The 23928-nt window shown below is 54.6% G+C and carries 22 protein-coding genes; 10 read left to right on the top strand and 12 right to left on the bottom strand.

The features are described 5' to 3' along the window. Positions 1-223: 223 nt before the first annotated feature. Together CFLAV_RS25360 and CFLAV_RS25355 are read left to right on the top strand one after the other, a co-directional pair. Positions 224-2425 carry a hypothetical protein gene (locus tag CFLAV_RS25360; RefSeq protein ID WP_237712463.1) on the top strand — a complete coding sequence of 734 codons (2202 nt, stop codon included), beginning with the start codon at positions 224-226 and terminating at the stop codon, positions 2423-2425. Between the two features lie 172 nt (positions 2426-2597). Beyond that, complete coding sequence (locus CFLAV_RS25355; RefSeq protein WP_237712462.1) at positions 2598-4793, top strand: hypothetical protein; 2196 nt, start codon at positions 2598-2600, stop codon at positions 4791-4793. A 1-nt stretch (position 4794) separates the two neighbouring features. Here the strand turns inward: CFLAV_RS25355 and CFLAV_RS25350 are convergent, their stop codons facing one another. Further along, complete coding sequence (locus tag CFLAV_RS25350; RefSeq protein WP_007417734.1) at positions 4795-5676, bottom strand: carbon-nitrogen hydrolase family protein; 882 nt, start codon at positions 5674-5676, stop codon at positions 4795-4797. Positions 5677-5771: 95 nt separating this feature from the next. Here CFLAV_RS25350 and CFLAV_RS35760 point away from each other — a divergent pair, with 95 nt between their 5' ends. From CFLAV_RS35760 to CFLAV_RS33150, 4 genes are read left to right on the top strand one after another with little or no spacing between them, the layout of a single operon-like run. Next, positions 5772-5927: a hypothetical protein gene (locus CFLAV_RS35760; RefSeq protein ID WP_007417733.1), complete on the top strand. Its 156-nt coding sequence runs from the start codon at positions 5772-5774 to the stop codon at positions 5925-5927. A gap of 47 nt (positions 5928-5974) precedes the next feature. Then, complete coding sequence (locus tag CFLAV_RS25345) at positions 5975-6895, top strand: ABC transporter ATP-binding protein (protein WP_007417732.1); 921 nt, start codon at positions 5975-5977, stop codon at positions 6893-6895. Beyond that, a complete protein-coding gene (locus CFLAV_RS25340) occupies positions 6892-8550 on the top strand; it encodes a hypothetical protein (protein ID WP_007417731.1) in 1659 nt (552 codons plus the stop codon). Before CFLAV_RS25345 ends, CFLAV_RS25340 begins: the two co-directional genes overlap by 4 nt. A gap of 13 nt (positions 8551-8563) precedes the next feature. Next, on the top strand, positions 8564-9418 hold the full coding sequence (locus CFLAV_RS33150) for an alpha/beta fold hydrolase (protein ID WP_007417730.1): 855 nt from the start codon (positions 8564-8566) through the stop codon (positions 9416-9418). 77 nt (positions 9419-9495) lie between these two features. Here the strand turns inward: CFLAV_RS33150 and CFLAV_RS25330 are convergent, their stop codons facing one another. The 4 genes from CFLAV_RS25330 to CFLAV_RS25315 all read right to left on the bottom strand — a co-directional run bounded on the left by CFLAV_RS25330 (position 9496) and on the right by CFLAV_RS25315 (position 13713). After that, positions 9496-9732, bottom strand: a complete 237-nt coding sequence (locus CFLAV_RS25330) for a hypothetical protein (RefSeq protein WP_007417729.1) — start codon at positions 9730-9732, stop codon at positions 9496-9498. 176 nt (positions 9733-9908) lie between these two features. After that, entirely contained in the window at positions 9909-12716 is a 2808-nt protein-coding gene (locus CFLAV_RS25325) for a M56 family metallopeptidase (RefSeq protein ID WP_007417728.1), read from the bottom strand. Then, positions 12704-13306: a M56 family metallopeptidase gene (locus CFLAV_RS25320; RefSeq protein ID WP_007417727.1), complete on the bottom strand. Its 603-nt coding sequence runs from the start codon at positions 13304-13306 to the stop codon at positions 12704-12706. The genes CFLAV_RS25325 and CFLAV_RS25320 overlap by 13 nt, the downstream gene beginning before the upstream one ends. Further along, positions 13303-13713, bottom strand: a complete 411-nt coding sequence (locus tag CFLAV_RS25315) for a BlaI/MecI/CopY family transcriptional regulator (RefSeq protein WP_007417726.1) — start codon at positions 13711-13713, stop codon at positions 13303-13305. The genes CFLAV_RS25320 and CFLAV_RS25315 overlap by 4 nt, the downstream gene beginning before the upstream one ends. Before the next feature lie 186 nt (positions 13714-13899). Here CFLAV_RS25315 and CFLAV_RS25310 point away from each other — a divergent pair, with 186 nt between their 5' ends. Continuing rightward, positions 13900-14121 carry a hypothetical protein gene (locus tag CFLAV_RS25310; protein WP_007417725.1) on the top strand — a complete coding sequence of 74 codons (222 nt, stop codon included), beginning with the start codon at positions 13900-13902 and terminating at the stop codon, positions 14119-14121. A 55-nt stretch (positions 14122-14176) separates the two neighbouring features. Here the strand turns inward: CFLAV_RS25310 and CFLAV_RS25305 are convergent, their stop codons facing one another. The 7 genes from CFLAV_RS25305 to CFLAV_RS25280 all read right to left on the bottom strand — a co-directional run bounded on the left by CFLAV_RS25305 (position 14177) and on the right by CFLAV_RS25280 (position 20395). Next, complete coding sequence (locus tag CFLAV_RS25305; protein WP_007417724.1) at positions 14177-14686, bottom strand: hypothetical protein; 510 nt, start codon at positions 14684-14686, stop codon at positions 14177-14179. Positions 14687-14781: 95 nt separating this feature from the next. Beyond that, a complete protein-coding gene (locus CFLAV_RS36225) occupies positions 14782-15162 on the bottom strand; it encodes a response regulator (protein WP_202796956.1) in 381 nt (126 codons plus the stop codon). Beyond that, entirely contained in the window at positions 15092-17089 is a 1998-nt protein-coding gene (locus tag CFLAV_RS33140; protein ID WP_007417723.1) for a two-component system sensor histidine kinase NtrB, read from the bottom strand. Before CFLAV_RS33140 ends, CFLAV_RS36225 begins: the two co-directional genes overlap by 71 nt. Positions 17090-17097: 8 nt before the next feature. Next, on the bottom strand, positions 17098-17718 hold the full coding sequence (locus CFLAV_RS25295; RefSeq protein WP_007417722.1) for a thioredoxin domain-containing protein: 621 nt from the start codon (positions 17716-17718) through the stop codon (positions 17098-17100). Between the two features lie 58 nt (positions 17719-17776). Next, on the bottom strand, positions 17777-18133 hold the full coding sequence (locus CFLAV_RS25290) for a metallophosphoesterase family protein (protein WP_007417721.1): 357 nt from the start codon (positions 18131-18133) through the stop codon (positions 17777-17779). Next, positions 18133-18606, bottom strand: a complete 474-nt coding sequence (locus CFLAV_RS25285; protein WP_007417720.1) for a metallophosphoesterase — start codon at positions 18604-18606, stop codon at positions 18133-18135. The genes CFLAV_RS25290 and CFLAV_RS25285 overlap by 1 nt, the downstream gene beginning before the upstream one ends. 523 nt (positions 18607-19129) lie before the next feature. Continuing rightward, positions 19130-20395, bottom strand: a complete 1266-nt coding sequence (locus tag CFLAV_RS25280) for a LamG-like jellyroll fold domain-containing protein (RefSeq protein ID WP_083809142.1) — start codon at positions 20393-20395, stop codon at positions 19130-19132. A 513-nt stretch (positions 20396-20908) separates the two neighbouring features. On the opposite strand from CFLAV_RS25280, the gene CFLAV_RS25275 reads away from it, so the two are divergent. From CFLAV_RS25275 to CFLAV_RS25265, 3 genes are all read left to right on the top strand, one after another. Then, complete coding sequence (locus CFLAV_RS25275) at positions 20909-21961, top strand: hypothetical protein (RefSeq protein WP_007417716.1); 1053 nt, start codon at positions 20909-20911, stop codon at positions 21959-21961. A 48-nt stretch (positions 21962-22009) separates the two neighbouring features. Further along, the gene (locus CFLAV_RS25270; protein WP_007417715.1) at positions 22010-22930 is read left to right on the top strand and encodes a hypothetical protein; all 921 of its coding nucleotides are present in this window, start codon (positions 22010-22012) and stop codon (positions 22928-22930) included. A 507-nt stretch (positions 22931-23437) separates the two neighbouring features. Next, positions 23438-23878 (top strand): MarR family winged helix-turn-helix transcriptional regulator, encoded by a 441-nt coding sequence (locus CFLAV_RS25265; RefSeq protein ID WP_202796955.1) that lies wholly within the window; start codon positions 23438-23440, stop codon positions 23876-23878. The last annotated feature ends 50 nt before the right edge of the window (positions 23879-23928 follow it).

The raw sequence follows: 23928 nt of genomic DNA, 5'->3' as shown, positions 1-23928 counted from the left end.
GCGGTGCGTAAAGATTGATCAATGGCTATGTGACGTGAAGCTTAGGAATGGTATTCATGGGCTGTCAACATTGCTGGGGAAGCCTGAAGTGGCCACAGTGGGTGAAAGTCAGCAACTTTATGAATTGAGCGGGGATGTAAGGGCATAGTTGCTGCTCTCGATCCTGGAGTAAGCTGTAGAAACGCAGGCAGAGTGCGCTTTTTACTCGGGTGGTGTCCCAATTATGAACAAAACTGAAACTCCAATGAAGTCGGATGGGCCATCACGGATGAAGCGGTTGCTTCGCTGGATGGGCACGCGGTCGACCTTGCAATGGGGCGTGGTGCTTTTGGTCGGTTTCATCGCGTTGGTGGCTCTTCTTTACTGTGAGGAAAATGGGCGGGGAAAATGGGCGTGGGAACGGTACAAGCGTGAGATGGCAGTGCAGGGGAAGGTGCTCGATTGGGCGGCTCATGTTCCACCACCAGTGCCAGTGGATGAAAATGTTTTCGCGGCCCCGAACATGAGCGAGTGGTTCGTCAAGAGGAATGGGAGCGCGAGCATGCCGTTGAGTCTGAGCGGAATGTCCAATTTCAACCAGGATGAGTATGGCAACACGATGGCGGAGATAACGGTCTTGGCACCCGATTCGGAAATTGCGAGCGGGGAGGCGGATTTGGTGCTGGCCTATCACCCACCGCTTTTGGCTTTTGCCTTGTCTGGAACGAATGCTCCGAATGTGGCGCAGACCACGAACCAAATCATTCCATTGATCGTCATGGATGAGGTTCCATTATCTGATGCGATAAAGAATCTCGCCAAAGAGGCGAAAATAAACTACACGCTTGATCCCAAAGCGGAGGCTGAACGCAACGCAGATGGGAGTTGGCTGTTGGACTCGAAAGTTTCATTGAGATGGACGAACCTCACCGGGAGCGTGGCGCTGGAGGCTGTTTTGGCGAATTACAATCTTCAATTGGTCGAAGACCCCAAAACGCTTAGAGCTCGAATCTTCAGCAAAGACATGAAACCTGCCGTGGGGCTGGATGTGCGTGAACGGTTGAAGAAAATCGCCTTGGCGGCAATTGAAACAGATACCAATGCTGCTACCGGGCCGAGTTTGACCGCAGCCCTCATGTTCACGTTGCATAAGAACCCGGTGAGACATGGCAAGCCAGTGCGCATTATTATTAAAGCCGAAAAAGTTCCCCCCACCGACGAGATAGTGGCGTTCTTTCCAGGTAATCTGCGTGCTTCAGGCGCGAACTTCCAGAGCAATCCGCGGGTGAAGTCGACGGGGAGTAACACATTCAAGGTATGGATGAGTCCGGGGAATCATGTGACCGCGGCTGATTACCTGGCATGGAGCGATCAGTTTGAGCCTGAGTTCGAGATCATTCGAGAAGGGTTCAAGCGGCCTTATGCCAGGATGTCTGGTTCCTATGAAGACCCGAATGCGATGCCGATGCTGAACTTTGTGACGGTGCGAGTGTTGGCCCACACCTTGTCGCAACGGGCGCAGTGCTATTTGTTGCAGGGGGAGCCAGACAAGGCATTGCATGAACTGACGATGATGCACGATCTTTGCCGCATGTTGGAAGGCCGGCCAAAGAACACGGCGGTGACACTGGTGGCGGCGATGATCAATGTGGCCGTGAGGGGAATTTACGTGAGCGTCGTCGCCGACGGATTGCGGCTGCAATCGTGGCGTGAGCCGCAACTAGTCGTGCTTCAAGAACAACTTAATGACGTTGATTTGTTGTCCTGCCTGAAGGGAGGGCTTGAGACCTGGCGGGTGGTTGATTGTCAGACGCTGGAAAACCTCACACCTGAAGAATTTGACAGGATGTATAAATTTCCTTCACCCGCAAGCGCCACTAGCTGGCAGGATAGGTTCAAGGATCCTGTCTTTTTATTTCTAACCTTTATACCGCGTGGCTGGAGATATCAGAACATGATCAACATTGGGAAAATGGACGGCAAAGCCATCGAAAAAATAGATCTGACAAACCGTCTGGTTCTGGCGGGACAGACAGATGCCTTATTCAATGAATGGGAGCTGGCCAGGAGCCGGCCATCACCTCAAACATTGATGGCGGCTCAGATAGTTCCGAGCTATGGCAGAGCCTTTCACGTGGCTGCTCGAAATCAAACGCTGGTGAACGAAGCGCAGATTGTTTGCGCGTTGGAGCGTTACTATCTCCTGCATGGATGTTATCCAGAGACACTGGAGGCGCTGGTGCCGCAATTTCTTCAGGTGATTCCGCATGATATTGTCGGTGGAGCGCCGCTCAAGTATCGCATGGAGAAAGGCCGGTTCGCGCTCTATTCCATTGGTTGGAATGAAAAGGATGATGGGGGTGCTGTTGCGTTGAACAAAGAAGGCAATACGGATTTGGAAAATGGGGATTGGGTCTGGGCTTACCGTGGGAAATTGGCTTATTAGACGCTTCCAAGTCAGAACGGACAGATTTTATTTCTGGTTCACGGGGGCTTAGTCTTGAGGCATTCCAACCTCAAGAGTCGAAAATGTAAGGGCATAGTTGCTGCTCCTGATCCTGGAGTAAGCTGTAGAAACGCAGGCAGAGTGAGTTTTTGACCCAGGCGGTGTCCCAATTATGAGCAAATCTGAATCTCCAGTGCAGACGAATGAACCGTCTCGAATAAGACGGCTGATGCGGTGGATGTGGCATTGGTCGCTGGCGCAGTGGGGTATGGCCGTGCTGGCTGGATTAATTGTGTTGGTCGCCCTTTTTTATTGCGAAGAAGATTGGCGGGGAAAGCAAGCTTGGGACAATTATAAAAGTGAAATGAGAGCGCAGGGCAAGGCACTCGATTGGGCCACTTTTATTCCTTCGCCGGTTCCGGTGGACGAAAACGTTTTTGGCGCGCCAAACATGAGTCCCTGGTTTGTGAAAAGTGGTGGAACCATTGGCGTGCCGATGGGCATGACAGCAGGTCTCTCCGGCTTATATCAGGGTGGAGGGAGCAATGCGATGGCCGAAATCACCATTGTGCCGCCGAATGCCGTGGTTGCTGCTGGAGAGGCTGACTTGGTGTTGAGTTATAATCCGCCAGTGCTGGCGATGGCGGAGACCAACGTGGCAAGTGTGGCTGGATCGTCGAATTCCATTATTCCACTCATTGTCATGAACGAGGTTCGATTATCGGACGCGATCACAAATATTGCACATGCAGCCGGAGTAAAATACCTGCTGGACTCCAAAGTAGTTTACGAACGGAATGCTGATGGGAGCTTGTTCCTCGATGCGCCCGTTTCCTTAAGATGGACGAACGTCACCGGGCATCAGGCGTTGCAGGAGTTGCTGAAAAATTACAATCTTCGATTGGTTGAGGACTCCAAAACGGGCGTGGCACGCATCACGAAAAAGGATTTGGCCCCTTCTGCCGAGCCGGAGGTCCGTGAAAGGTTAAAAAAAGTTTTCCAGGATTGGGTTGAGGCTGATACCAACGCTCCATCCGGTCCGAGTTTGGTGGCACCTCAAGGATACACGATTTATTCACGGGCAGTGCAGGGTCCCAAGCCGGTGCGGATCGTGGTGAAGGCGGAGGAGGTCCCAAGGAGTGATGAAATCGCAGGATTCTTTCCCGGCAACCAGCGCATGTACGGTTCAAGATTTCTTAGCAGACCGCAGGCGAAATTGATCGGGAGCAACGTGTTCAGGGTATCGTTGAATCCTCCGACGCACGTGGGCGCGGCCGACTATCTGGCGTGGAGCGATCAGTTTGAGCCTGAATTTGCAACGATGAGGGAAGGATTGAAGCGGCCTTACGCTCAAATGGTGGGCTCTTATGAGATTCCAAATGCCATGCCGATTCCAAATTTTGTTGCGGTAAGAGTGGTGCCGCAAACACTGGCACAAAGGGCGCAGTGTTACTTGTTATTGGGACAACCAGAGAAGGCGTTGGAGGAACTGACGATGATGAATGATCTCTGTCGTATGCTGGAAGGCCGGCCCATGAACAAGGCGATGACACTGGCGGCGGCGATGATCAATGTGGCCGTGCGGGGAATCTACGTGGGGGTGGTTGCGGACGGGTTGCGTTTGCAGGCGTGGCAAGAACCGCAACTGGCCGTCTTGCAGCAACAGCTTGGGGAAATCGATTTGCTGCCCTATTTGGCGGCTGGATTCGAGACTGCGCGGGTGGCTTCTTGTTATACTTTGGAACACACCTCACCCGAACAGTATGACAAGGTGTACAGGCCTTTCCCCAGCAGCTCTACCACCTTTAGGGACAAACTCAAAGATCCCATGTTCGTGTTTCTGAGTTTCGCGCCGCGTGGTTGGGTATATCAGAACATGGTCAACATGGGGAGGATGAACCTATCGATGCTGGATGGGCTGGATTTAACCAATCACCTCGTGCTGCCCCGAGCGGCTGAAAGCTCATTCAGAAAAATTGAAAGTTCCATGGGCAAGCGTTGGCCGGAAACAATTTTGGCGGCCCAGGTAATCCCAAATTTTAAAATAGGCATTCAAGTGCTCGCCCGAAATCAAACGCTCGTAAATGAGGCGCTGGTCGTATGTGCGTTGGAACGTTACCATTTTGTTCATGGGCAATACCCAGAAAACCTGGAATCGCTCGTGCCGAAATTCATGGAAAAGTTGCCCCATGATATCGTTGGCGGACAGCCATTGAAATATCGAGCGGAGAAAGGCCAATTCAAGCTCTACTCTATTGGTTGGAATGAGAAGGATGATGGCGGTGTTGCCGGGTCGAAGAAGGACGGTGCAGTGGATTTGGAAGCCGACGATTGGGTTTGGCCTTATCGAGAGAAGCTTGGATTGTAAATCAGGCTGGAGATTGTGGGTGAGTGATTGAGGGCGAAAAGGTTTCCATCGAAGCTGGTGTGAGCGGAAGTCCCTTTTTCAGATCGCAACGGATTTCGTAGGCGGTTTCGGCGTCGGTGAGGATGGCGGTATCCACGGTTTGAACAAAAAGCATTTCGCGGTTGTGATCGCAGCGTTGCAGCGGGCCTTTGAATGGGACGGTAATTTGGGAATGGCCAAGGGGCGTGGTTTGAACTGCGCTGGCGCCGAGGGATGCGGCAGTGTTCGCGAATGCCAGAATAATATTTTGCTCAAAGGCGCGCGTAGTGCAGAGCGCATCGACGAACAGGGCTTCGGAATCAGGATTGTGCCGCTGGCCGACGCCGGCATCCTCGTAGGACCAGTAGCTGGGACAAAATACAATCTGCGCACCTTGCATGATCATGGCGCGGAATAATTCGGGAAAGGCCAGATCCCAGCAGATGGCGAGGCCAATTTTGCCGAAACGGGTGGAGCAAACAATCGCCTGACGTCCCGGTTGCAAGTAGCGACGCTCGGTGAGCCAGAGGTTGATCTTCCGGTATTGGCCCAGGATTTTGCCTGAACGATCGATGTAATAAGTTGTGTTATAGAGACCATTATCATCCACCTCGATGATGGAGCCGGGGACGATATCGATGCCAAATTTTACGGCCAGTTCTTGAAAGCGTTTGACGTAACGTTGATCGAAGTCGGCCAAGTCGATGCGGCCCGGCAACGGACCTGTAAGAAAGTCTTCGGGGAAGACGATGACCTGAGCGCCCTGTGTGCAGGCCTCCTGGATGAAGCGTTCCGCTTTCGCCAGGTTCTTTTCAGGAGCGAACTGCTCAATTTCAAATTGGACGACGGCAATATTGAGGTGCATGTGATGCCATGATGTTGCTTCAAAAACAGAATTGACATTGGTTTAAAAGTGTATTAATACACTAATACACACGTTGCAATTTACCGACAAAGAACATGGCGCAAATTCACATCACATCCAATGACGGCGTGCTCATCTATATTCAGATTAGCAATCTTGTAAAGCATCTGATCGCCCCGGGGTGGCTGGCAGGGGGCGAGGATTCCCTCTTTGCTGAAGCCTCGCACTTCATGGGGCTCTCCACAAGGTGATTTTGCTGTCGCGCGCGCTACGAAACCATGCAATTCCAATCACAAAAATGAAATTCCCCTCGCCATCGTCCGCTGAGTCCGTGGTGGCCATCACCGACTTGTCCCGTCATTTTGGCGCCAAAACCGCCCTGGACAATGTGTCACTCTATGTTCCGAAGGGCGGCGTCTTTGGACTCGTAGGTGAAAACGGTGCCGGCAAAACCACGCTCATCAAACATATTCTCGGCTTGCTGCGGGCGGAGGCCGGCACGGTGCGGGTTTTTGATCGCGACCCGGTGACTGACCCGGTCGGCGTTCTTGGCCACATTGGCTACCTTTCTGAGCAACCGGATCTTCCCGGCTGGATGCGCGTCGAGGAGTTGTTGCGTTATACGAAGGCATTCTATCCCCAGTGGGACGAGGCTTATGCCCAAAACCTGCTGCGCCAGTTCGGCTTGAACCCGGCGCAGCGGTTGAGCACGCTTTCCAAAGGTCAGATGGCCAAGGCCGGTTTGCTTGCGGCCCAGGCGCATCGCCCGGACCTGTTGCTCCTGGACGAGCCAAGTTCCGGCCTGGATCCCCTGGTGCGCCGCGATATTTTAGAGGCGGTTATCCGCACGGTTGCCGATGAAGGGCGGACGGTGTTCTTTTCGTCCCATTTGCTTGAGGAAATCGAGCGCGTGTCCGACCACATCGCCATGCTGCATCAGGGAAAGCTGGTGCTGTTCGGTTCGCTCGACGAAATCAAAGCGCAGCATCGCCGGTTCACCCTTCATTTTGAAAACGCCCAGGAGACCGCGCCAGTCATCGCCGGCGCGTTGAACGTGAGTGGCAAGGGGAAGGAATGGAGTGTGATGTGCAACGGCGCGCGCCAGGCATTGCCGGCTCTCGCCGCAAAACTTGGCGCGCGGATCGTTGACGAACAGGCAGCATCGCTCAACGAAATATTCGTGGCCCATGCCGGGGCAGTGAACCCGACCCAACCATGAATTCACCCATTGCAGCCCTGGTGTGGGAAATTTGGCAACGGAGTCGTCGCTCCGCATGGGTCGCCATTGGATGCGTTTCCGCGTGCGCGCTCATCAATCTGCTGATTCTGGATAGGCTGGGTCTGACCGAATCAAGCCGGGCGCAGTTTTCTCCTTTCTTTGGATTGCTGATGGTGATGTCCTTTCTGTTCCTGATGGGGATTTTCAATTATACCGAATTCAATTCGACAAAGGATTGGAACGGATTTCCCTATCGTCTATTTGCGCTGCCCGTCCGAACCTGGCAATTGGTGGCGCTGCCCATGCTCCTCGGCGTGGCATCGGTGGAGGTGGTTTACCTCGCCTGGATAAAACTCGTTTGGACTCACCAGCAAATTCTCATGCCAGAATGGCTTGCGGTCATACTCGGTGCGTACGTGGTTTTTTATCAAACGGCACTTTGGAGCCTGGCGGGGTTCCGGATCATGCGAATTGTTGCTCTCAGTTTCGGAGGCGTGAGCAGCATCGTGGTTGCTTGTCTGCCTTTTTTCGCCAGGGACAATCCTTCCCCGTGGTTTTTGGAAAGACGTTTAAGCGCGCTCGTGGTTGGGATGGCAGTCGTCGCATTCATGATCGCCTGGGCCACGGTGGCCAGGCAAAGGTGCGGTGGCGGGCACCGACGGAGTTGGATCAAAATACTTTTGAATCGCATCGCGGACACCTTGCCGAGACGCAGAAAGGATTTCGCTTCCCCGGCTGCGGCCCAGTTTTGGTTCGAATGGCGGCGTGCCGGTTGGTTGCTGCCAGTCTGCACCGGTTTTGTAATCGTCGCAATTTTCGCCCCCGTCGCCTGGCTCAATCGCCACGATCCTCGAGATACGAACGACATACTGCACCAACTTTTCAACATGCCCTTCATTCTGGCATTCGTTATTGGCAAAGGCTTCATCAAATGTGAGTTCTGGTCCACGAATTTTTCGTTCCCGCAATTTTTGGCGATTCGGCCTCTACCCGCCAGCGAATTTGTCGCCGCCAAAATGAAAGTGGCTGCTCTCAGTGTCGCGATTACCTGGCTGCTTGTCCTCGCGTTTCTTTGGTTCTGGCTTTCGTACTGGGCGGACACCACGCGCCTGACGCCAGGCCTGGCCAAGTTCCGTATGTCCTACCCGCATTCCTGGCAAATGATCGCGGTTTTATCTTTCGTCGGCATCATGGTTCTCACCTGGAGATGCCTGGTGTCAGGGTTATGGGTGGGGCTGTTAGGAAACCGTGCTTACTATTTCGGCTCCGCCGCGTTGCAGGTGATCGTACTGGCGCTGGTGCTTCTGGCCTCTGCCATCTGGTCGGATGCGCTAGATCGAGAAATTGAAAGTCGTCCCGACCTGGTGATAGCCGTGGTGCTTCGCGCGATCAATTGGCTCCTCGTTTTCATGGTGGTTGGCAAGCTCTGGTTCGCGGTCTTTTCCTGGAACAAAGTTTCTCCCGGCCACACACGGCAATACCTGTTCATCTGGTTTGGCGCTACGCTCTGTTTCCTCACCCTGGCGATTCTGGCACGCCCATCATTTGATGTTCATCGTCTCGCACATCTTTTCCTGCTCGCCGCATTTTTGGTTTTTCCACTGGCGCGCCTGGGGCTTGCGCCCGGGGCGCTCGCGAAAAACCGGCATCTGTAACCTTCACCCGCTTATGAATAAAACCCTGACGATTCCGGCGATGGTTCTCAGCGTCATCGCAATTTGTCTGGCGCTGGATCCGGGGAGCTTCGCGTTTAAAAACGTGGACGTTGGGGGACATCAGCTGCGCATGTTCATCTCGGGCCATGGCAGTCCCGCAGTGGTATTTGAAGCCGGCGGAAGCACCGCAGCCGGTGGGTCGCTCGAAGCCTGGGAACGGGTTCAACCAGCGGTGAGCAAGCTCACGACGACGGTTTCCTATGACCGCGCGGGCATTGGCTGGTCCGCACCGGGTCCCAAGCCGCGCGATGCCCGACAAGTCGCCCGCGAACTCCATACCGCGCTTCGGAACGCACATGTGCCGCCGCCTTACATTCTCGTGGGACATTCCTTCGGCGGTCCGCTCAATCGTGTTTTTGCCGACATGTATCCCGAAGAGGTCGTGGGCATGGTATTGGCAGACCCAACCCAGGAAGAGTTCATGGCTTGGATGCAGGCCCGCGATCCCAACCATGCCGAAGGGCACGATGAAGCATGGAAAGATTTCCGGACCAGTCTGGTTCAGGCGCACGAGAGCCGGGTGCCGGCAGGTATTCCGGTTGTCCTGATCACCGGAATGCGGATACCGGTTTTTTACAGTTTAATGACCGAAAAAGAAAAGCAGGAATACACAACAGTCCATCAGGCATGGCTGAAGTTCCATACGGAGTGGATTGGAAAGTTGCCCCATGGGCAACACATTATAACGAAGAAAAGCGAACATGGCATCCCGTTTGAAGAACCAAAGCTGGTCATCAACAGCATTCGGCAGATCGTTGAACAAAGCAGGAGTCGTCGTGAACCGACAGTGACACGACAACAACCATAGTGGCTGGGAAAGGCAATTGGTTGCAGAGAAGTTCTGAAACCAAATTCCCTCGCTCAGCAAACTGTGCAAACAAGGGCTTAGGCCTTTTTGAATGATGGCGGAGGATGATGGCGGCCGCGACGGAATTTGTGGGGTTGCTTGATGCTTTCCACGACGGGGATGAAATCGGTTTCGAGTTCGTTGTGCCGCACAGCCTTTGGATTCGTGCGGCGTCCGTGGGCTGAGCTTTCGCCCCTAAGCATCATTTTGATGGCCTGGGTGATCTTGCGTTGTTCCGCCTCCCGTGACGATGCGAGTCTAAATTTTTTTGCCATAAGATCTACTCTCCTATTTCTGTACTAAGCCAGATGTGAGAGGGATGCAAGGGTGGCTTTGTGGCAAAGGTTGTTACGTGCAGCGTGTTGCGTTTGGTGAAGGCCTTGGTTCCTCTGCAATTCTCGAGACGTTTGATCGGTTATGGAGTTGCTGAACCGAGTTGGACGCTGCTGCCTTACCGAACATTAACCTCGATGGTTGCGGGTGCAGCCTGGCCGGGTTTGAGGAAGGGGAAGCCGGACCGAGAGCTGCCGCCCTCAACCCAATTATAAGAGCTGCCGCCCTCAACCCAAATGTTGTAAGAGACGGAACTCATTTCGTCGAAGGTGAAGTTGCCTTGCTCGTCGGTGAGGGTGGTTAGCTGAGGGTATTTTGCCTCCTTAGCAAAGGCGTGGACCCGGGCATGGATGAGAGGACGTTTTGAGCCGATCTCGATGACGCGGCCGGAGAGTTTCAGGCCAGGCTGAAGCGTGATAATGATTGGGAGTTTGTTGAAATCGACCTTCACTTGTTCTGCCATAAATCCGGGGCTGTGTACCTCGAGGGAATATTCGCCCTGGGTGGGACTGCAGTCTTCAGCAGTGAAGCGGCCATTTTCGTCGGTGAAGATGGGTCCTCCACCGAAGCCGGAGCCTTCGCAGTGAAAGTAGGTCACAACGGACGCGCCGGCAACTGGTTCGCCAGAATTGGATAATATTTGGCCAGGGAGGGGTACGCCATTTTTCAATTGGAGGTCTATGTGGTAATCCGGGTTTTCCTCGGTGAGAAGGATGTGTTCGCTGACGGCAAAATTATTTTTGCGCCAGGTCAGGATTTGATAGGTGCCTCCCAGAGGAAGTGGTGTGGCCACGAATTTGCGAGGGCCACTTGAGAAACCGTCCGGTAGAGGAATGGCAGGTAACCCTGAAGACCTGAGCGGGGAGGGCTTCACTTCCTTGACCGAAAACATCACATCGCTGGCAAGCGAGTTGTCCGGGTTGCGTGTTTGGGCGTACATGGCTCCAGCAGGGATAACGTTGACATTGGTGACAAGCGGACCGGGGAGGTCATCAACATGAATGTTCCAAAAACGATCGAACCAATATCCAACCATGTGACCGGGCTGGAGGTAGAACTCATGTCCCACCGGGCTGTCAAATTGGACTTCACCGTTTTGGATTTCGATTTCTTTTCGTGCGGAGCTGTTCGGTGTGCGCAACGGAAGGTCCAAGAAGACAGTGCCCTTGGGGGAAATGTTTTGCTGGCTTTGGAATCGAACGATCACCTTGCGCGTTTTGGGCGGGGTGGCAGGGGTTTCCAAAACGATGGAGACATCGGTGTTTGAGCTGTCGCGAGGATAAAATTCAGCGCGGGCGTTCTCGTTGTAGCCCCCGAAACTGCTACTGAAGTCCAAATCGCCAGCGGAGTAATTGGTGAGTTCGAAATAACCGACGCCGTCTTTGATATCGAGGGGGACGGAATCTCCATAGGAGCCTAGGTTCAGGCCATTGATGGTATAAACGACGCTATAGTGCAAGTCAGGTTTGCTGCGGGATTTGGAAAGAGCGGACAAATCGCCGGTGACTTTGCCGTGCAGCACCGTGGGGGGAGTCAGCGAGACCTGGAGATTGGTTTGGCCGGCGGTCACTTTGGAAATAACGGCCTGGCGGTAACCGTCGGCCTGGATCAGAAGTTCGTAGCGGCCCTGACGCGGGAGTTGAGCGAGTTGGAATTTGCCTTCAGCATCCGTGGTGGCCAACGGGGAACTCGGTTCCCAGGGGGTGACGCTGTGGACGGAAAGAGCATTGTCGCTGTGCAGCACATAAATGGAGGCACCAGCGAGAGGTTTGCTCGTGGATTTTTCAAGGACGGTGCCCGCAATCGCGAGTGCGGGGCGCGTGGAGATTTCCAAAACCTGATTGGGGGTCAAGGTGTCGACTTCTTTTTCGACTGTTTCATAACCTTCCTTTTGCACACGAGCCACCAGAAGCAGCGTGCCGCAATGTTCGAGCACGGCGTTGCCTCGAGAGTCTGTTTTGATGTGAATGGGATTGCTGATATTCCCGTCGGCTCTGGAAGGGAGATAGAAAGCGGCGGCGATGTCGGCGTCAGGGATCGGGTTGCGAGAGTCGGCATCGGTCAGATGGATCGTTATTGGAAAACCTCGGTCGAGGACCAGTTCCAATCCTTCCACGCGATTGCTGGAGCGGGTGTTGATCGGTCCTATACGCCCGGGTGCATACCCTTCAGCGCAGGCGGAGAAGAAGAGAGTGCCGCGTGGGAGGGAATTGGTGCAGAGGCCATTCGGGGCAATATAAATAATGGAACTGGACTTCTGTGACCGGTTAATAAGTGTAAAATTCGCGGAGCGTTCAGCGGGGAGAGGTGATCCATCGGCGGTTTTAACAGTGGCCTGAAATGGAATTTTTAACTCGTCACGGATGGAATCCTGGAACGTCTGGCCGAGGTCCTGCATGCTTTTTTCGATGCGCGCGATGCGTTCCTGGGGAGAAAGCAATTTGGCAGCGGCGTGAACGGTCCATTGAGTGCCAAGGGCGGAAAGAATCAACAGGGCGCTGCCGAGTAGGAGGGAACCAAATAGCGCAGTCCAAGTTAAACGCATTGAAGGACGGTAGCCGGGAATGAGGAGGCGTTGAATGCGGTCCTTGAGGCTCGAAGGGTTTTGGTCAGCGGCAAAGGCCAGAGCCGTTTTAGGCGTAAGGAGGCGCTGTTCCGCGACGTGAGCCAAGGCATGGGCATAGGCGGCGCGGTCGGGCACGAGATTGATGGCCAGGGCGTCGCAGCACGCTTCTCGTTCGATTCGCATTTGACGGCTGATCCACCAGACGGCGGGATTGAAAAAAAGAATGGCTTCGATGAGCAACTGGCAGAGATTGGCGAGATAATCGTCGCGGCGAACGTGGCCAGTTCGTGAGGATGATGAGCTGGAGTTGGTTTGTGGGAGCGTCGTCAGAAGCGAGAGAGGGAAAATCAAAGTGGGCACGAGGATGCCCTAACTGCCGGGGAAGTGAGTTGTTCCGAGGCAACGATGCCAATGCGGCGAAGGATGTTGAGTTGCTTGCGAGCCTGTTCGACCAGCGCAAGGATCGCAGGATCAGCCAGTGGTTGAGTGCGGCGGCGGAAGGATTCAGCGCAGGCGACCTGGACCGCGGCGCGAAGGAGCATGAATGAGGCGCCGGTGAGCCAGAGCAGGGCGAGCCAGGGAATCCAGTTGATGGGTGGGTGATATGGGCTGGTGGCCGACAGTGAGGGAGCGGAGGCGGTTGCTGCAGGCGCGGGGATCAGACTGGGGGCGGCGGGTTGAGTTTGAGATTTGAGTGCGGGAGTGAGGGCGGCGGAGGTCATGACCGTGGAAGTCTTTGGATTGAGCACGGACCAGGAAATAAGGCCACCAAATAAAATTCCGAGCAGTGCGATCAGGCAGAGCCGGTAGCGCAGAAAAGGATTGGAACTGCGGCGCAACAATAGTGCCAACGGTAGAGCTAATAGTGCGCCGATCCATAAAGTGTGCAGGAGTGCCTTGACCAGATAAATCCAGGCGGGTGAGGCAAGAATCTGCAGCAGTGAATTCATGAACGCTTCTTCCTTTTGGGCTGGTTGGAGGACTGCTCTTTTTCGTGGGTGGCGATGAGTTGCTTGATTTCGTCCATTTCGCCCGGGCTGACTTCGTTTTCCTGCAGGAGATGTTGCAGGGCGGAGACGCGGCTGCCGCCGAAGAGATGCCGCACGAGTTCCTTCAGGAGCGGACCGGCAACCTGTTCGCGGGAGATGGCGGCGGCGTAGATGTGGGTGTTGCCCTGGGCGGTATGGGAGACGAGACCTTTTTTCTCCATCACCTGCATGACGGTGAGAATGGTGGTGTAAGCGCGGGTCTTGCCATCGGACATGGCATCGAGGACATCGCGCACGGTGGAGGGGCCGCACTGCCAGAGGACAGAGAGGACCTGCATTTCGAGTTTGGACGGTTCGCGTTTGATCATAGGAACACCTACTATTGATATAGTAGATACTACTATGAGTATAGTAGAGTCAAATAAAATGTTTTGGTTGTGCAATTCAGAAGTCGCGGGTTGGAGGTGGAGCAGAGGGATTACGATAATAAATGGCTTCCATCATTCCCCATGGCGGAAGAGTAAGTGGCGCTGTAATATATGGAATTCTGAAGCATGCAGACTAAAGAGAATTATATGGAAACCACCTCCACCCTGACGCCGTTGTGGAAAGGCGATTGTGTGGACTTTGCGCGCAGCAAGGTTCCTTTCAAAGTCACTGATATTCAAACGGATGAGCACCAACGATTCTGCCGGGCTTTGACCGCATCGTACGAATACCGTTTTGAAATTGAGGATGAAACGACCGGAAAGTTTATCCCGGTAAGGCCGGAATAACTGTCGAAATGGGCTGGCGGCTGGTTGATTTCGAGGTGTGGTGCGAAGCGCCTGCCTATTTCAGAGGCTCCGAGACGCGGATGGAGCCGCCGCCACTGCCGTGGAGAATGGTGGCACCGCTGGCGCAATGAAAGATGGAAGCGCGCATGCCGGTTTGTTGCGTGATGGCGTGCATGACTTCGCGAACTGTGGGATTGGTGGAAGGGAGGGTGATCTTTAGAGAGTAGTGGTTGGAGCCGAATGGCGGGTAGATGATTTGAGCCGCGACGAGTTCGGCAAATGTGACCTGCTTGTTGGGCAGCGGGCCAACGTGGTGGTCTTCCCTTTTGAGCGGTGCTTTTGCGGCGATGACAACGATGCTGAGCACCACGGCAAAACGGCAAAGGGCACCGGGCCAGAAGCCGTAGCGTTTTGTGCGCAGGCGTTCGAGCCAGATAAGAGCGGGCAGCCAGAGGATGGCTCCGTAAACAGGAATTTCAAATGGAGCGAGGACGAAGCAGAGTCCCCAGAGAATTGCGCCGAGGGATTGTTTCCAGAGATACTGTTTTGGGCGCGCCTCGTTCATTGGTTGTTTGTTCGTTGCGGATTCAGGGTGTCGAAAAGTGGTGTGAAGCTGAATGGGCGTTAGGCGGAAGCTGGCAATAGCTGAGGCAATGTGTCTCAAACGTTCAATGGTTCAGGCTTGTCACCATTTGGGTGGAATGGGTGCTGCACTGGAGCGTCAAGAACCTCGCGGACTTTTCGCGCGAGTCGCGATGGTGAAAATGGTTTTTCCAGGAAGCATATTCCCTCATCCAGGACACCGTGGTGGGCAAGCGCGTCATCGGTGTAACCTGACATAAGCAGTACCCTGGTTTGAGGAAGTTGATTTTTGATTTGATCGTGGAGGTCTTTGCCGCTCATTTGGGGCATGATGACGTCGGTGATCACCAGGTCGAAGCGCAAATTCCTTCTGATCAACTCGAGGGCTTCAAAGGCGTTGTTGGATTCCTGCACCTGGTAACCGCGCTCGCGCAGTATGATGACCGCGAGTTTGCGCACTGCCGCATCGTCCTCCACCACGAGTATGGATTCCGTACCCGCTCGGCAGACGCCCTGATTCCGGGTTTGCCGTGGGCTCCAATTTCGCGTCGGTGCGCGGCAGATAAATCTTGAACGTGGTGCCGGAATTCGGCTCGCTGTACACGCGGATGTCGCCATTGCTCTGGCAAATGATGCCGTAGCAGGTCGCCAGACCGAGACCCGTGCCTTTGCCCAACCCTTTGGTGGTAAAGAACGGTTCAAACAGGTGCGACTTGACTTCCTCGGTCATGCCTACGCCGTTGTCACTGAGGGCGATCTGGACATAGTCGCCGACATCCAAGGTGCGATTCCGAAAGTGGGTCTTTTGATCGATGGTGATATTTGCGGTGCTGATGGTGAGCTTGCCGCCGCGAGGCATGGCATCACGCGCATTGACAGCGAGATTCATGATGACCTGCTCGATCTGGCCGGGATCGGCTTTCACGTGTCCCAACAATAAATCAAAGGCGGTGGAGAGTTCAATGTCCTCGCCAATCAGACGCCGCAACATTTTTTCCATGCCGCGAACCACTTCATTGAGTTGCAGGACGCGCGGCTGGAGCACCTGCTTTCGACTAAAGGCCAATAACTGGCTGGTCAGGGAAGCGGCGCGTTCGGAGGCTTTTTGAATTTCAGCGATGCTTTTTTGCAGGGGATGCGCTTCGTCTATTTGTCGCAGAGACAGTGCGCAGTAGCCGCCGATCACCGTGAGCAAATTATTAAAATCGTGCGCCACCCCACCAGCCAACCGGCCGACGGCTTCCATTTTTTGTGATTGACGCAGTTGTTCCTCGCTGCGGTGAAGCGCTTCCGCCGCGCGTTTTGCTTCTGTGATGTCCTGCACGATGCCGAACATCCGGATGGGTTCGCCCTGACTGTTCAGGAGGAGTTCTCCACGTCCTTGCATGATCCGTTCCGTGCCGCCGGGCAGAACCACCCGGTGATCACAAACAAACGATTGGCGGTTCCGCAACGCTTCCGCCATGATCTTGTTGACCCGGGGCAGGTCATCGGGATGCACCTGTTTCATACAGCTTTCCATGGAAGAACCGGATTCCTCCGGTTTCCGTCCGTATAATCGTTGTGTTTCCTCGGAGAAGGTCACTTTGTTTTCCACAAGGTCCCATTCCCAGCTTCCCATGTGTGCGATCTGCTGTGCCTGCGCCAGTTGGGCCTGGCTTCTCCGGAGTTGATCCTCGGCCTGGCGGCGCTCGGTATTTTCACGCGTCAGATCCGCAGTGCGCTCAGCCACAGTCTGCTCAATGCCTTCCTTCAGAGACTCCAATCTGGCCTGCCGCTCCGCGACGAGGAGCATTTCGCTTAAACTCTTGCGGATGGAAATGATCAAAAATGTCACTTCAAATACCACCCAACCTGCGTGTTCCAGCGAGCGCCATATCGGAGCCGAGAGCACGCCGTAGACGGATTGGGGCCAGAAGATTCCTCGCAGAACGTGATCCAGATAGACAACTGCCGAGGCTGAGATCAATACCTTCCAATCGCGGTAGAATGCAAGAATGGCGAGTGAGCCGAACACGTGAAAGTGGGTTTCGATCCGTCCGCCTGTCAAATGAATCAACAAGGCTGACATTAACATTTGCCCGACGCCGATGGCATGGCGGGTCATGGTTTTTCCCGGTTGTGTCAGGCCAAGCAGGACCGGCACGCTGGTGATCGCTCCGCCCAAAAGCACGGCGGCCCATACATGCAAATGTGTCTGACTGACGGTGCCCGTCCAGGTGCGGGGCGAAATCCAAAGGGCCAGTGCCACGCCGAAAATCCATTGGCACATCATCAATCGGGCAAAGATGAGGTCCGTGTGCTTGACGATGCTTTGCTGTTGTTCTTTGAACAGCTCGGCAATGCGCGCGGGGAGTGTGTCGGCGAGCGAGGTTATGTTGGACATTGGCGGATTCACCTGGCAGTTCCTTGAGGTAAAGTTTCACATCCACCCAGCAACGAGCATCCGTAGACTGGTGTTTGCTTCAAAGTTACATTTTGTCCGGCCGATAACGAAACCACGGCATTTTCACCGGCGTTATCGCCGGCATGGCCACGGGCGCCGGTGATCCCTCCACGGAACAGCAATTGCCCATGGGTGTCATAAAGGAGGACATAACCGGACGTTTCAGCCCCAAACAGATGCGCTTGCGCGCCGTCGAGATCCTCATGCACCGTCACGCCGGGAATGGCCGCCGCGCTCCGCCACAAACCAGCTCGTGTCCAGTCATCGGTAAATTTGCCGGGCTTGAAGAAGACCACCTGCGCGGAGACGCTGCCCCGGGACCGGGCCAGGAGGCGGTTCAGTTCTTCGAGGCTCGCCCTGGTGCATGGGCATTGGGGATGAGCGAACATAATCAAAGTATTGTGGGTGCGGTCCAGTGTCAGCCGGGTCCCCGCCGGCCAATGATTTGGCGTGGTGCCGACGCGGCCGCTGGCGTTCTGGTAATTCAACATCACGACGAAGCCGGCTCCGACTGCGAGCAGCCAGAGTACGCCAAAGGCAATTCTTATGGGAAAAACTCTTGCACCCATCGGAGGTTAATTAGCAAGGCTCATGCCAGTGGTAGTAAGCTGAAGCTGGTTCCGGAAGTCAGGTGCCAAGGCGTAAGGTAATTTGATGCGATTGGTTTTGAGGAAAGGCGTGAAGGGTGATGGCAGCAGGTAAAGAGGGTTGGTCGCTTTGAAATTGAAAGTCGATCAGGCAGTAGTGGAGGTCGCTGGTTCCTTGACCGACGTTCACACAGGTGGTCTGTCCAGTATGCACATGCCAAATATTGTTTTGTATGGGGGTGTTATGGTCATGGCCGGAGAGGGTCAGCAGGGGAGAGAAGCGTTGCAGCGCCAAATACCAGTCCCGGTTTTGAGCGATGGAAGTGGCGAGCGGGTGCGATAGTGGTGGCTCATGCATCAGCCAGATGGTGCGGCTGGGAGGACCGAGGTCGCACATCAATCTCGGGAGCCAGACATCGGTGGCAGGCAACGGTTGGCGCCCTGAGAGAGCATGGTCGTAGGTAAGTTCGTTTCCCTGTTTTGGCAGTGTTTCGCACTAGGGGAGGTCCCAGCCGAGAGAACATGGAAGCCGACAATGACCAGCGGGCCAAGGGTGATCGCGGTGCCATGCAATGCAATGAGTGAGCGTTTTTTCATGGGCCAGGCAAAGACGAATTCCTGCCCTTGAGAATCCTCATGATTGCCGCGCGTGAACAGCAGATGTCTGGCTGGAAGTTCACTGATGATTCGGGCTGTTTCGTTGATGGTATGCAAGTCCAGCCCATGTTTGTCGCTGCCCAGGAAATCGTCGACGAAAGCGACGATATCGGGTTCATGTTGTCGAATCGCTTGAACCAGGGCGTTGCATCGATAGGCAGAACGATGCAGGTCGGTGACGGTAAGCAGACGAATTTGGCGCGGCAGAGTCATCAATGATGGGTGGTCGGTTCAACCAACTTAAAGTCGGGCCATTTTGGAGCATAGCGTTTTGGGGAGTTGTTTCAATTTCAGAAAGTGTATACTGAAATGCTGAACCTATTTGAAGAATGGTAAGTCGAAAGAAAGGAGTGGGAACTTTCCGGCTAGAAATTTTGGCACTCGATGGCGGGCGCGGAGGATAGTCCAAAGGGCTGCTGAGCCGAGGGAGAAAAGGAGGGCGAGCGGAACGGGGCCTGGCACTTCGATGGAATAGTATGCGTTAGGTGTACGAATGACGGTTGAGTGGTTGGAGAACATCACTTCTCTGTAGGAGCCGAACTGCCATTTGATGCGGGGTTCAGTGGCAAAGCAAACCTGCCGTGGAGCACATGGATAATGGAGCCGATGTGCCAGTCATGGGGGTTATGGTCTTCCCAACCTGTAGCGGTGGAATCACGTTGGCGGCCATCGAGGCATGCTCTTGGCTGACGGGAGAGTGCCCAACGGCTTGTCTGCTAAAGGTGTATCGGCTCAATTATCTTTGAGACGCGAGAATGTTCAGATGGGCCTGGCGGCTGATTGCCATACCTTGACTATTCATCACCACCACTGAATAAAGGCCTGCGTTGGCCCTGGTCAGCCTGGGCAAAACCAGTGTGGAAGAATTGGCTCCCGGAATAATTCTGCCATTAAAGAGCCATTGGTAAGTCATGGGTGTTGATCCGCGAGCGACCACTGAAAAGACGGCTGTAGCCCCCGGAAACAGAAAATGATCGGTGGGGGGAATGATGATGACAGGGGGTGCTGCGGGGACCACAGCGAGGGTGGCATTATTGCTCGTTATTTTGCCGGTGGCATCTGAAACCACCACCGAATAGGAGCCCGCATTGAATTTCTGCGCGTGTTGAATTACCAGGGAACTCTTTATCGCTCCGGGAATGTTGATGCCGTTAAAGCGCCACTGGTATTTGAGGGGAGCCATGCCCACAGCACCGACTGAGAAAACCACCGCTGAACCGGGCTTGGCCTCCTGGCTTTGAGGTTGTGTGATGATTGTCAGTCTGGAATTTGCCCCAAATAAGAACTTGATTTCAGCTTGTGTGAGTGCCCGATTGTAGAGGCTCATTTCATCGATTGCACCGTCGAAGGTGAAGAGGTTAAAATCCGCCACATTTCCGATTCCGATGCCGGGTGTCAATGCGGGGTCCAGAGGCCCGAGCGGGCGAACTGTGGTGGTAGTTTGTGCCACCAGCGAGGCATTGATATAGATTTTCATCAAGCCGGTTGTGCCGTCGAGAACGGCTGTGACAAAATTCCACTCACCGGAAGTAATCGGGGCGAAAAGGTCTTCGTTATCCGTTGCCGAACCGATATGAAAAGCAATGGAACCGTTTCCGTCAGTGCCCAAGGCATAAGGATCCAAACCGGGACGGGCGTCCCCGCGGAAAAAAATAACTCCACCGTTATTTCTGTTAATGAACAGCCAGCAGGAGATGGTCAGCGAGTCTGTGAGTTCGAAAGCCGGACTGTCAGGCACAATAATCTTGCCAGTTTCGCCATCGATTAGAAAAGCGTCTCCCACCTTGCCCTGAGTATAGCTGACGCCACCCTGCAAAGTACCATCATGGCCACCGACATCATCAAGTGCGTTATTTTCACCCGACCACCTGCTGATCAGGCCCGGCAGATTCGCCGGTTGGGAAGCATTTGTCGATTTTGCAGTCATTGTAAAAACAATGGTGAAAAATGCCACCGCAAATATGCGCTGCATCATCTTTCTGATGGAAGAAGCTCTGCTCATTTTCCTAAATTAATTTGATTGCTGGTCGCCTCCCTTTTGGAGACGGCTTACAATGGGCATCAGAATTACACCTGTCAACAATTTCGGATCAGACGGCTTAACCTCGGAGGCAAAATCATCCACGTTCCGTGTTCGACTGGCTGAAGCAAAAAGGTTATGAAATTTTCAGATTTCATTTTCAAACCATGTAATTCTCACGGTCCATTAAGTCCACCAGCTTGCCAGATTGTTGTCGTGAATGATGAAGCAGCATTGAAGCTATTCAACCAATCGCGCGCAGACCTGTTTGTGGTGGATCTTGGGCCGCGTGCGCGATTGGCATAATGAATGGGATTTGATTGTGGGAAAATGCCAGCGCTCCTAAACCTGGTTGAAAGGCTCACAAATCGTCTAGGAAAACTTGAAAATCATGCTGAAATGCCACCAGAAATGGAATTATGCTCATCATGCTAACTTGCAGGTTTAATATTTACTTGCAGGTGTAATATGTATCCTGCAAGTTAAGTCGTGAAGATGAGAGGCAATCTGAATCAAAACAAAGGTCCGCAGCGTCACCGCGAGGTGGATGCCCGGGTTGGCAACGCACTTATCGAAGTGAAGTTTGGTGTGGATGCCTTGCGCACGGTTCGCACGAGCCTGATGGAAGTGGCTTATGCGGTCGGCGAAGATCCGGTTGCGCGCGGCTACGTCGTTCTGGCGGACTCACCCATCACCAGGGAGCGGCTGTGGGACGAATGGAAACGGGCCGCCACAGTTTTGCGCAAAGATGTTTTGCACCGTCTCACCATCTGCCTGCACACGGGAGGACGTATCAGCGGCATTCCGCACGATCCAGACGGAAAAATGCAACCGATACTTGCCGGGGTTATCGAAACCAAGCGGGGCAAAGCGAACACGGCCCGTACCGACTATTCTTTTGTCATTCTCAAGCTCCTGCTCCATCGCTGGCTCACTTCGGGCGAACCGGTCACATCGGAATGGCTGGCGCGCACGGCAGGTTGCTCTTACCCGGCGGTTGCCCGGGCGCTATCTCCTCTGGGGAGCTTGTTGGAGCGTCGCTCCGATCGTCGCGTGGTTCTGCGCTGGTTTCCGAAGGAAGAATTTGCCCGCCTGTTGGCTACCTCTGACCGCGCCCGTTCCACTGTGCGTTTCGCAGATCAATCGGGCCAACCGCGCTCAGCCGAATCGCATGTCCGACGGTTGGAAAAACTCAATCCGCCCGGGATCGCCATCGGCGGCGTGCTCGGTGCGAAACATTATTATCCCGGACTCGACCTCGTTGGCACACCGCGACTTGACCTCTCGCTGCACAGTCCGGGAAAGCGGATGAATCTTGATTTCATTGAGAAACTCGATCCAGCTCTGAAGCGCATTGATGACCCGCGAGCGCCAGCCAATCTCGTGGTTCATGCCGTGCGCCAGGCTGATGCTCAGTTTTCCCCGCGTAGCGGCGGACTGGCCTGGACTGATCCGGTGGAATGTCTTTTGGACCTGCATGAAGCCCGTTTGGAAGCGCAGGCCGTCCAGTTTCTAAATCATCTCGAGGCCAAGGCGCAGGCGCGGTAATTGGCAGGGAAGCTGCTTGATGAGGGTTGACGCGACGTCACAATAATCATGAAACCCGAAATCAAAGAAGTCTCGCCAAGAAAAGTGCTGCAAAAGGTTGCGGCCGCAATCCCGGGCGACGTGCATGCAAACATTATCATCATCGGTAGTCTGGCGGCAGGCTACTGGCTCTTCCAAGGTGATGAATCATTCGGTGTTCGCACGAAGGACATTGATTGTGTTCTTTCACCGCATCTTTCGGCGGTCGAGAAGGGCCGGGCGGTCGCCGAGAAGCTTCTGGCGGCTGGCTGGCAACCTTATTTCACCGGCAAGATCACGAAACCTGGCGAAGCGACTGACACCGAAGACAAACTTCCCGCTGTCCGACTTTATCCGCCCGGCGGTGGCGAATGGTTCATCGAACTGCTCACCGAACCCGCTTCGGAAAATCAGACTACGCGCGTCTGGACTCCGCTGCCGCTCAAGTCCGGCGACACTTACGCCCTGCCCAGTTTTCAATTCACCCGCATTGCAACCTTCGACGCGCCGGCTTCCAAGTTCGGCATTCGTTGCGCCCGGCCGGAAATGATGGCGTTGGCGAATCTCCTCGAACATCGTCCCTTCAATGGTGATGCCATCGAAGGGACGGAATATCTTGGCCGCCCGCACAAGCGTCGGAACAAGGATCTTGGCCGGGTTCTGGCTATCGCGGCGTTGACTCTCGACGACGCCATTGAAGAGGAATGGTCGGAACGGTGGCGGGCAGCTTTGCCGCAGTGCTTCCCGCACCGGTGGCGTGAACTTGCGGCTACTTCCGGCGATGGAATGCGCAAACTTCTCTCGAGCGGGGAAGACTTGCAGGAAGCAACCTTTCTGTGCGCCAACGGATTGCTCTCCCGGCGCAACACCACGGCGGCTCAACTGAACGACATTGGCCGGCGGTTGATCACGTTCGCCATTGAGCCGCTCGAAGAGCTTGGGCGAGCATGATGTAGTGAGCATCATGGTGGGATTGGGTGGATGGTCGCCTATGCGGCGAGCACGATGAATTTCTTTAAAGCGCAAGGGAGGTCGGGGAAGCGGCGCAGGTCTTTCCAGACGGGCAATGGTCCCTACCTGAAATTGATTGCTGGCACGGCGGGTTATGTCGTGGTCGCTTACGCGAGTGAAGGCAGTAGAGAGGAACGGAATCTTGGGCCTTGCTAGAATTCGACAGACTGGCTTCCCAAGCCTTGCGAGTTAGTTGCCCAGCAAGAAACGTGCGCTTCGCGCAAAAGCAATCTCATTCCACCATTAGACGAAGGCTGGCGCGGGGTGTTGGATCGTGGGTCGCGGGCGCGAATGCGATGGTGGGATGGGTTATGCTCAGGGGGCTTAGAGTGAGCCGACTTACGTCGAGCTGCTACGGAATTGTACGATGAGCTTGCGTGCTAGCTCTGTTGTTTGTTGTGGATTGGTTGTTGACTAATGCTTGATATATCAAGTATAGTGCAGCTTATGAAAGAAATGAGTGCGTCGTTGCAGTTGTTTGTGCGGTTGGCGAGGGTGAATGCGATCATGGCCCGGCGGTTTGATGGGCGGCTGGGGCATGGGTTGGGGTTTAATGATTTTGTGATTTTGCTCGCGCTGAGCCAGAGTGCGAATGGGAGGATGCGCCGGATTGACCTGGCGGAGTGCCTGGGGATTACGGCGTCGGGGGTGACGCGGATGCTGGCGCCGATGGAGAAGATCGGGCTGGTGAAGCGGGAGGCGAATGTGCATGACGCGCGGGTGAGTTATGTGGCGCTGGCGGCGGGCGGGAAGCGGTTGCTGGCGGAGTCGCTGGAATCGGCAGAGGTATTGAGCGAGGAAGTGGTGGCTCCGGGGAAGGCGCAGAAGTTGAATGAGCTGCTGGCGGGGTCGTTGAACGGGTTTCCGGCGTTTGGGGCGCTGGTGTGATGAGGTTTGCCGCCGGGGCGGACGAAGCACGGAGGGAAAGCATTGCCACA

Source organism: Pedosphaera parvula Ellin514, from assembly GCF_000172555.1.
In the GTDB taxonomy this organism is placed as follows: domain Bacteria; phylum Verrucomicrobiota; class Verrucomicrobiia; order Limisphaerales; family Pedosphaeraceae; genus Pedosphaera.
Note: the sequence above shows the minus strand (reverse complement) of the source record. Positions and strands in the feature narration are given on the sequence as shown.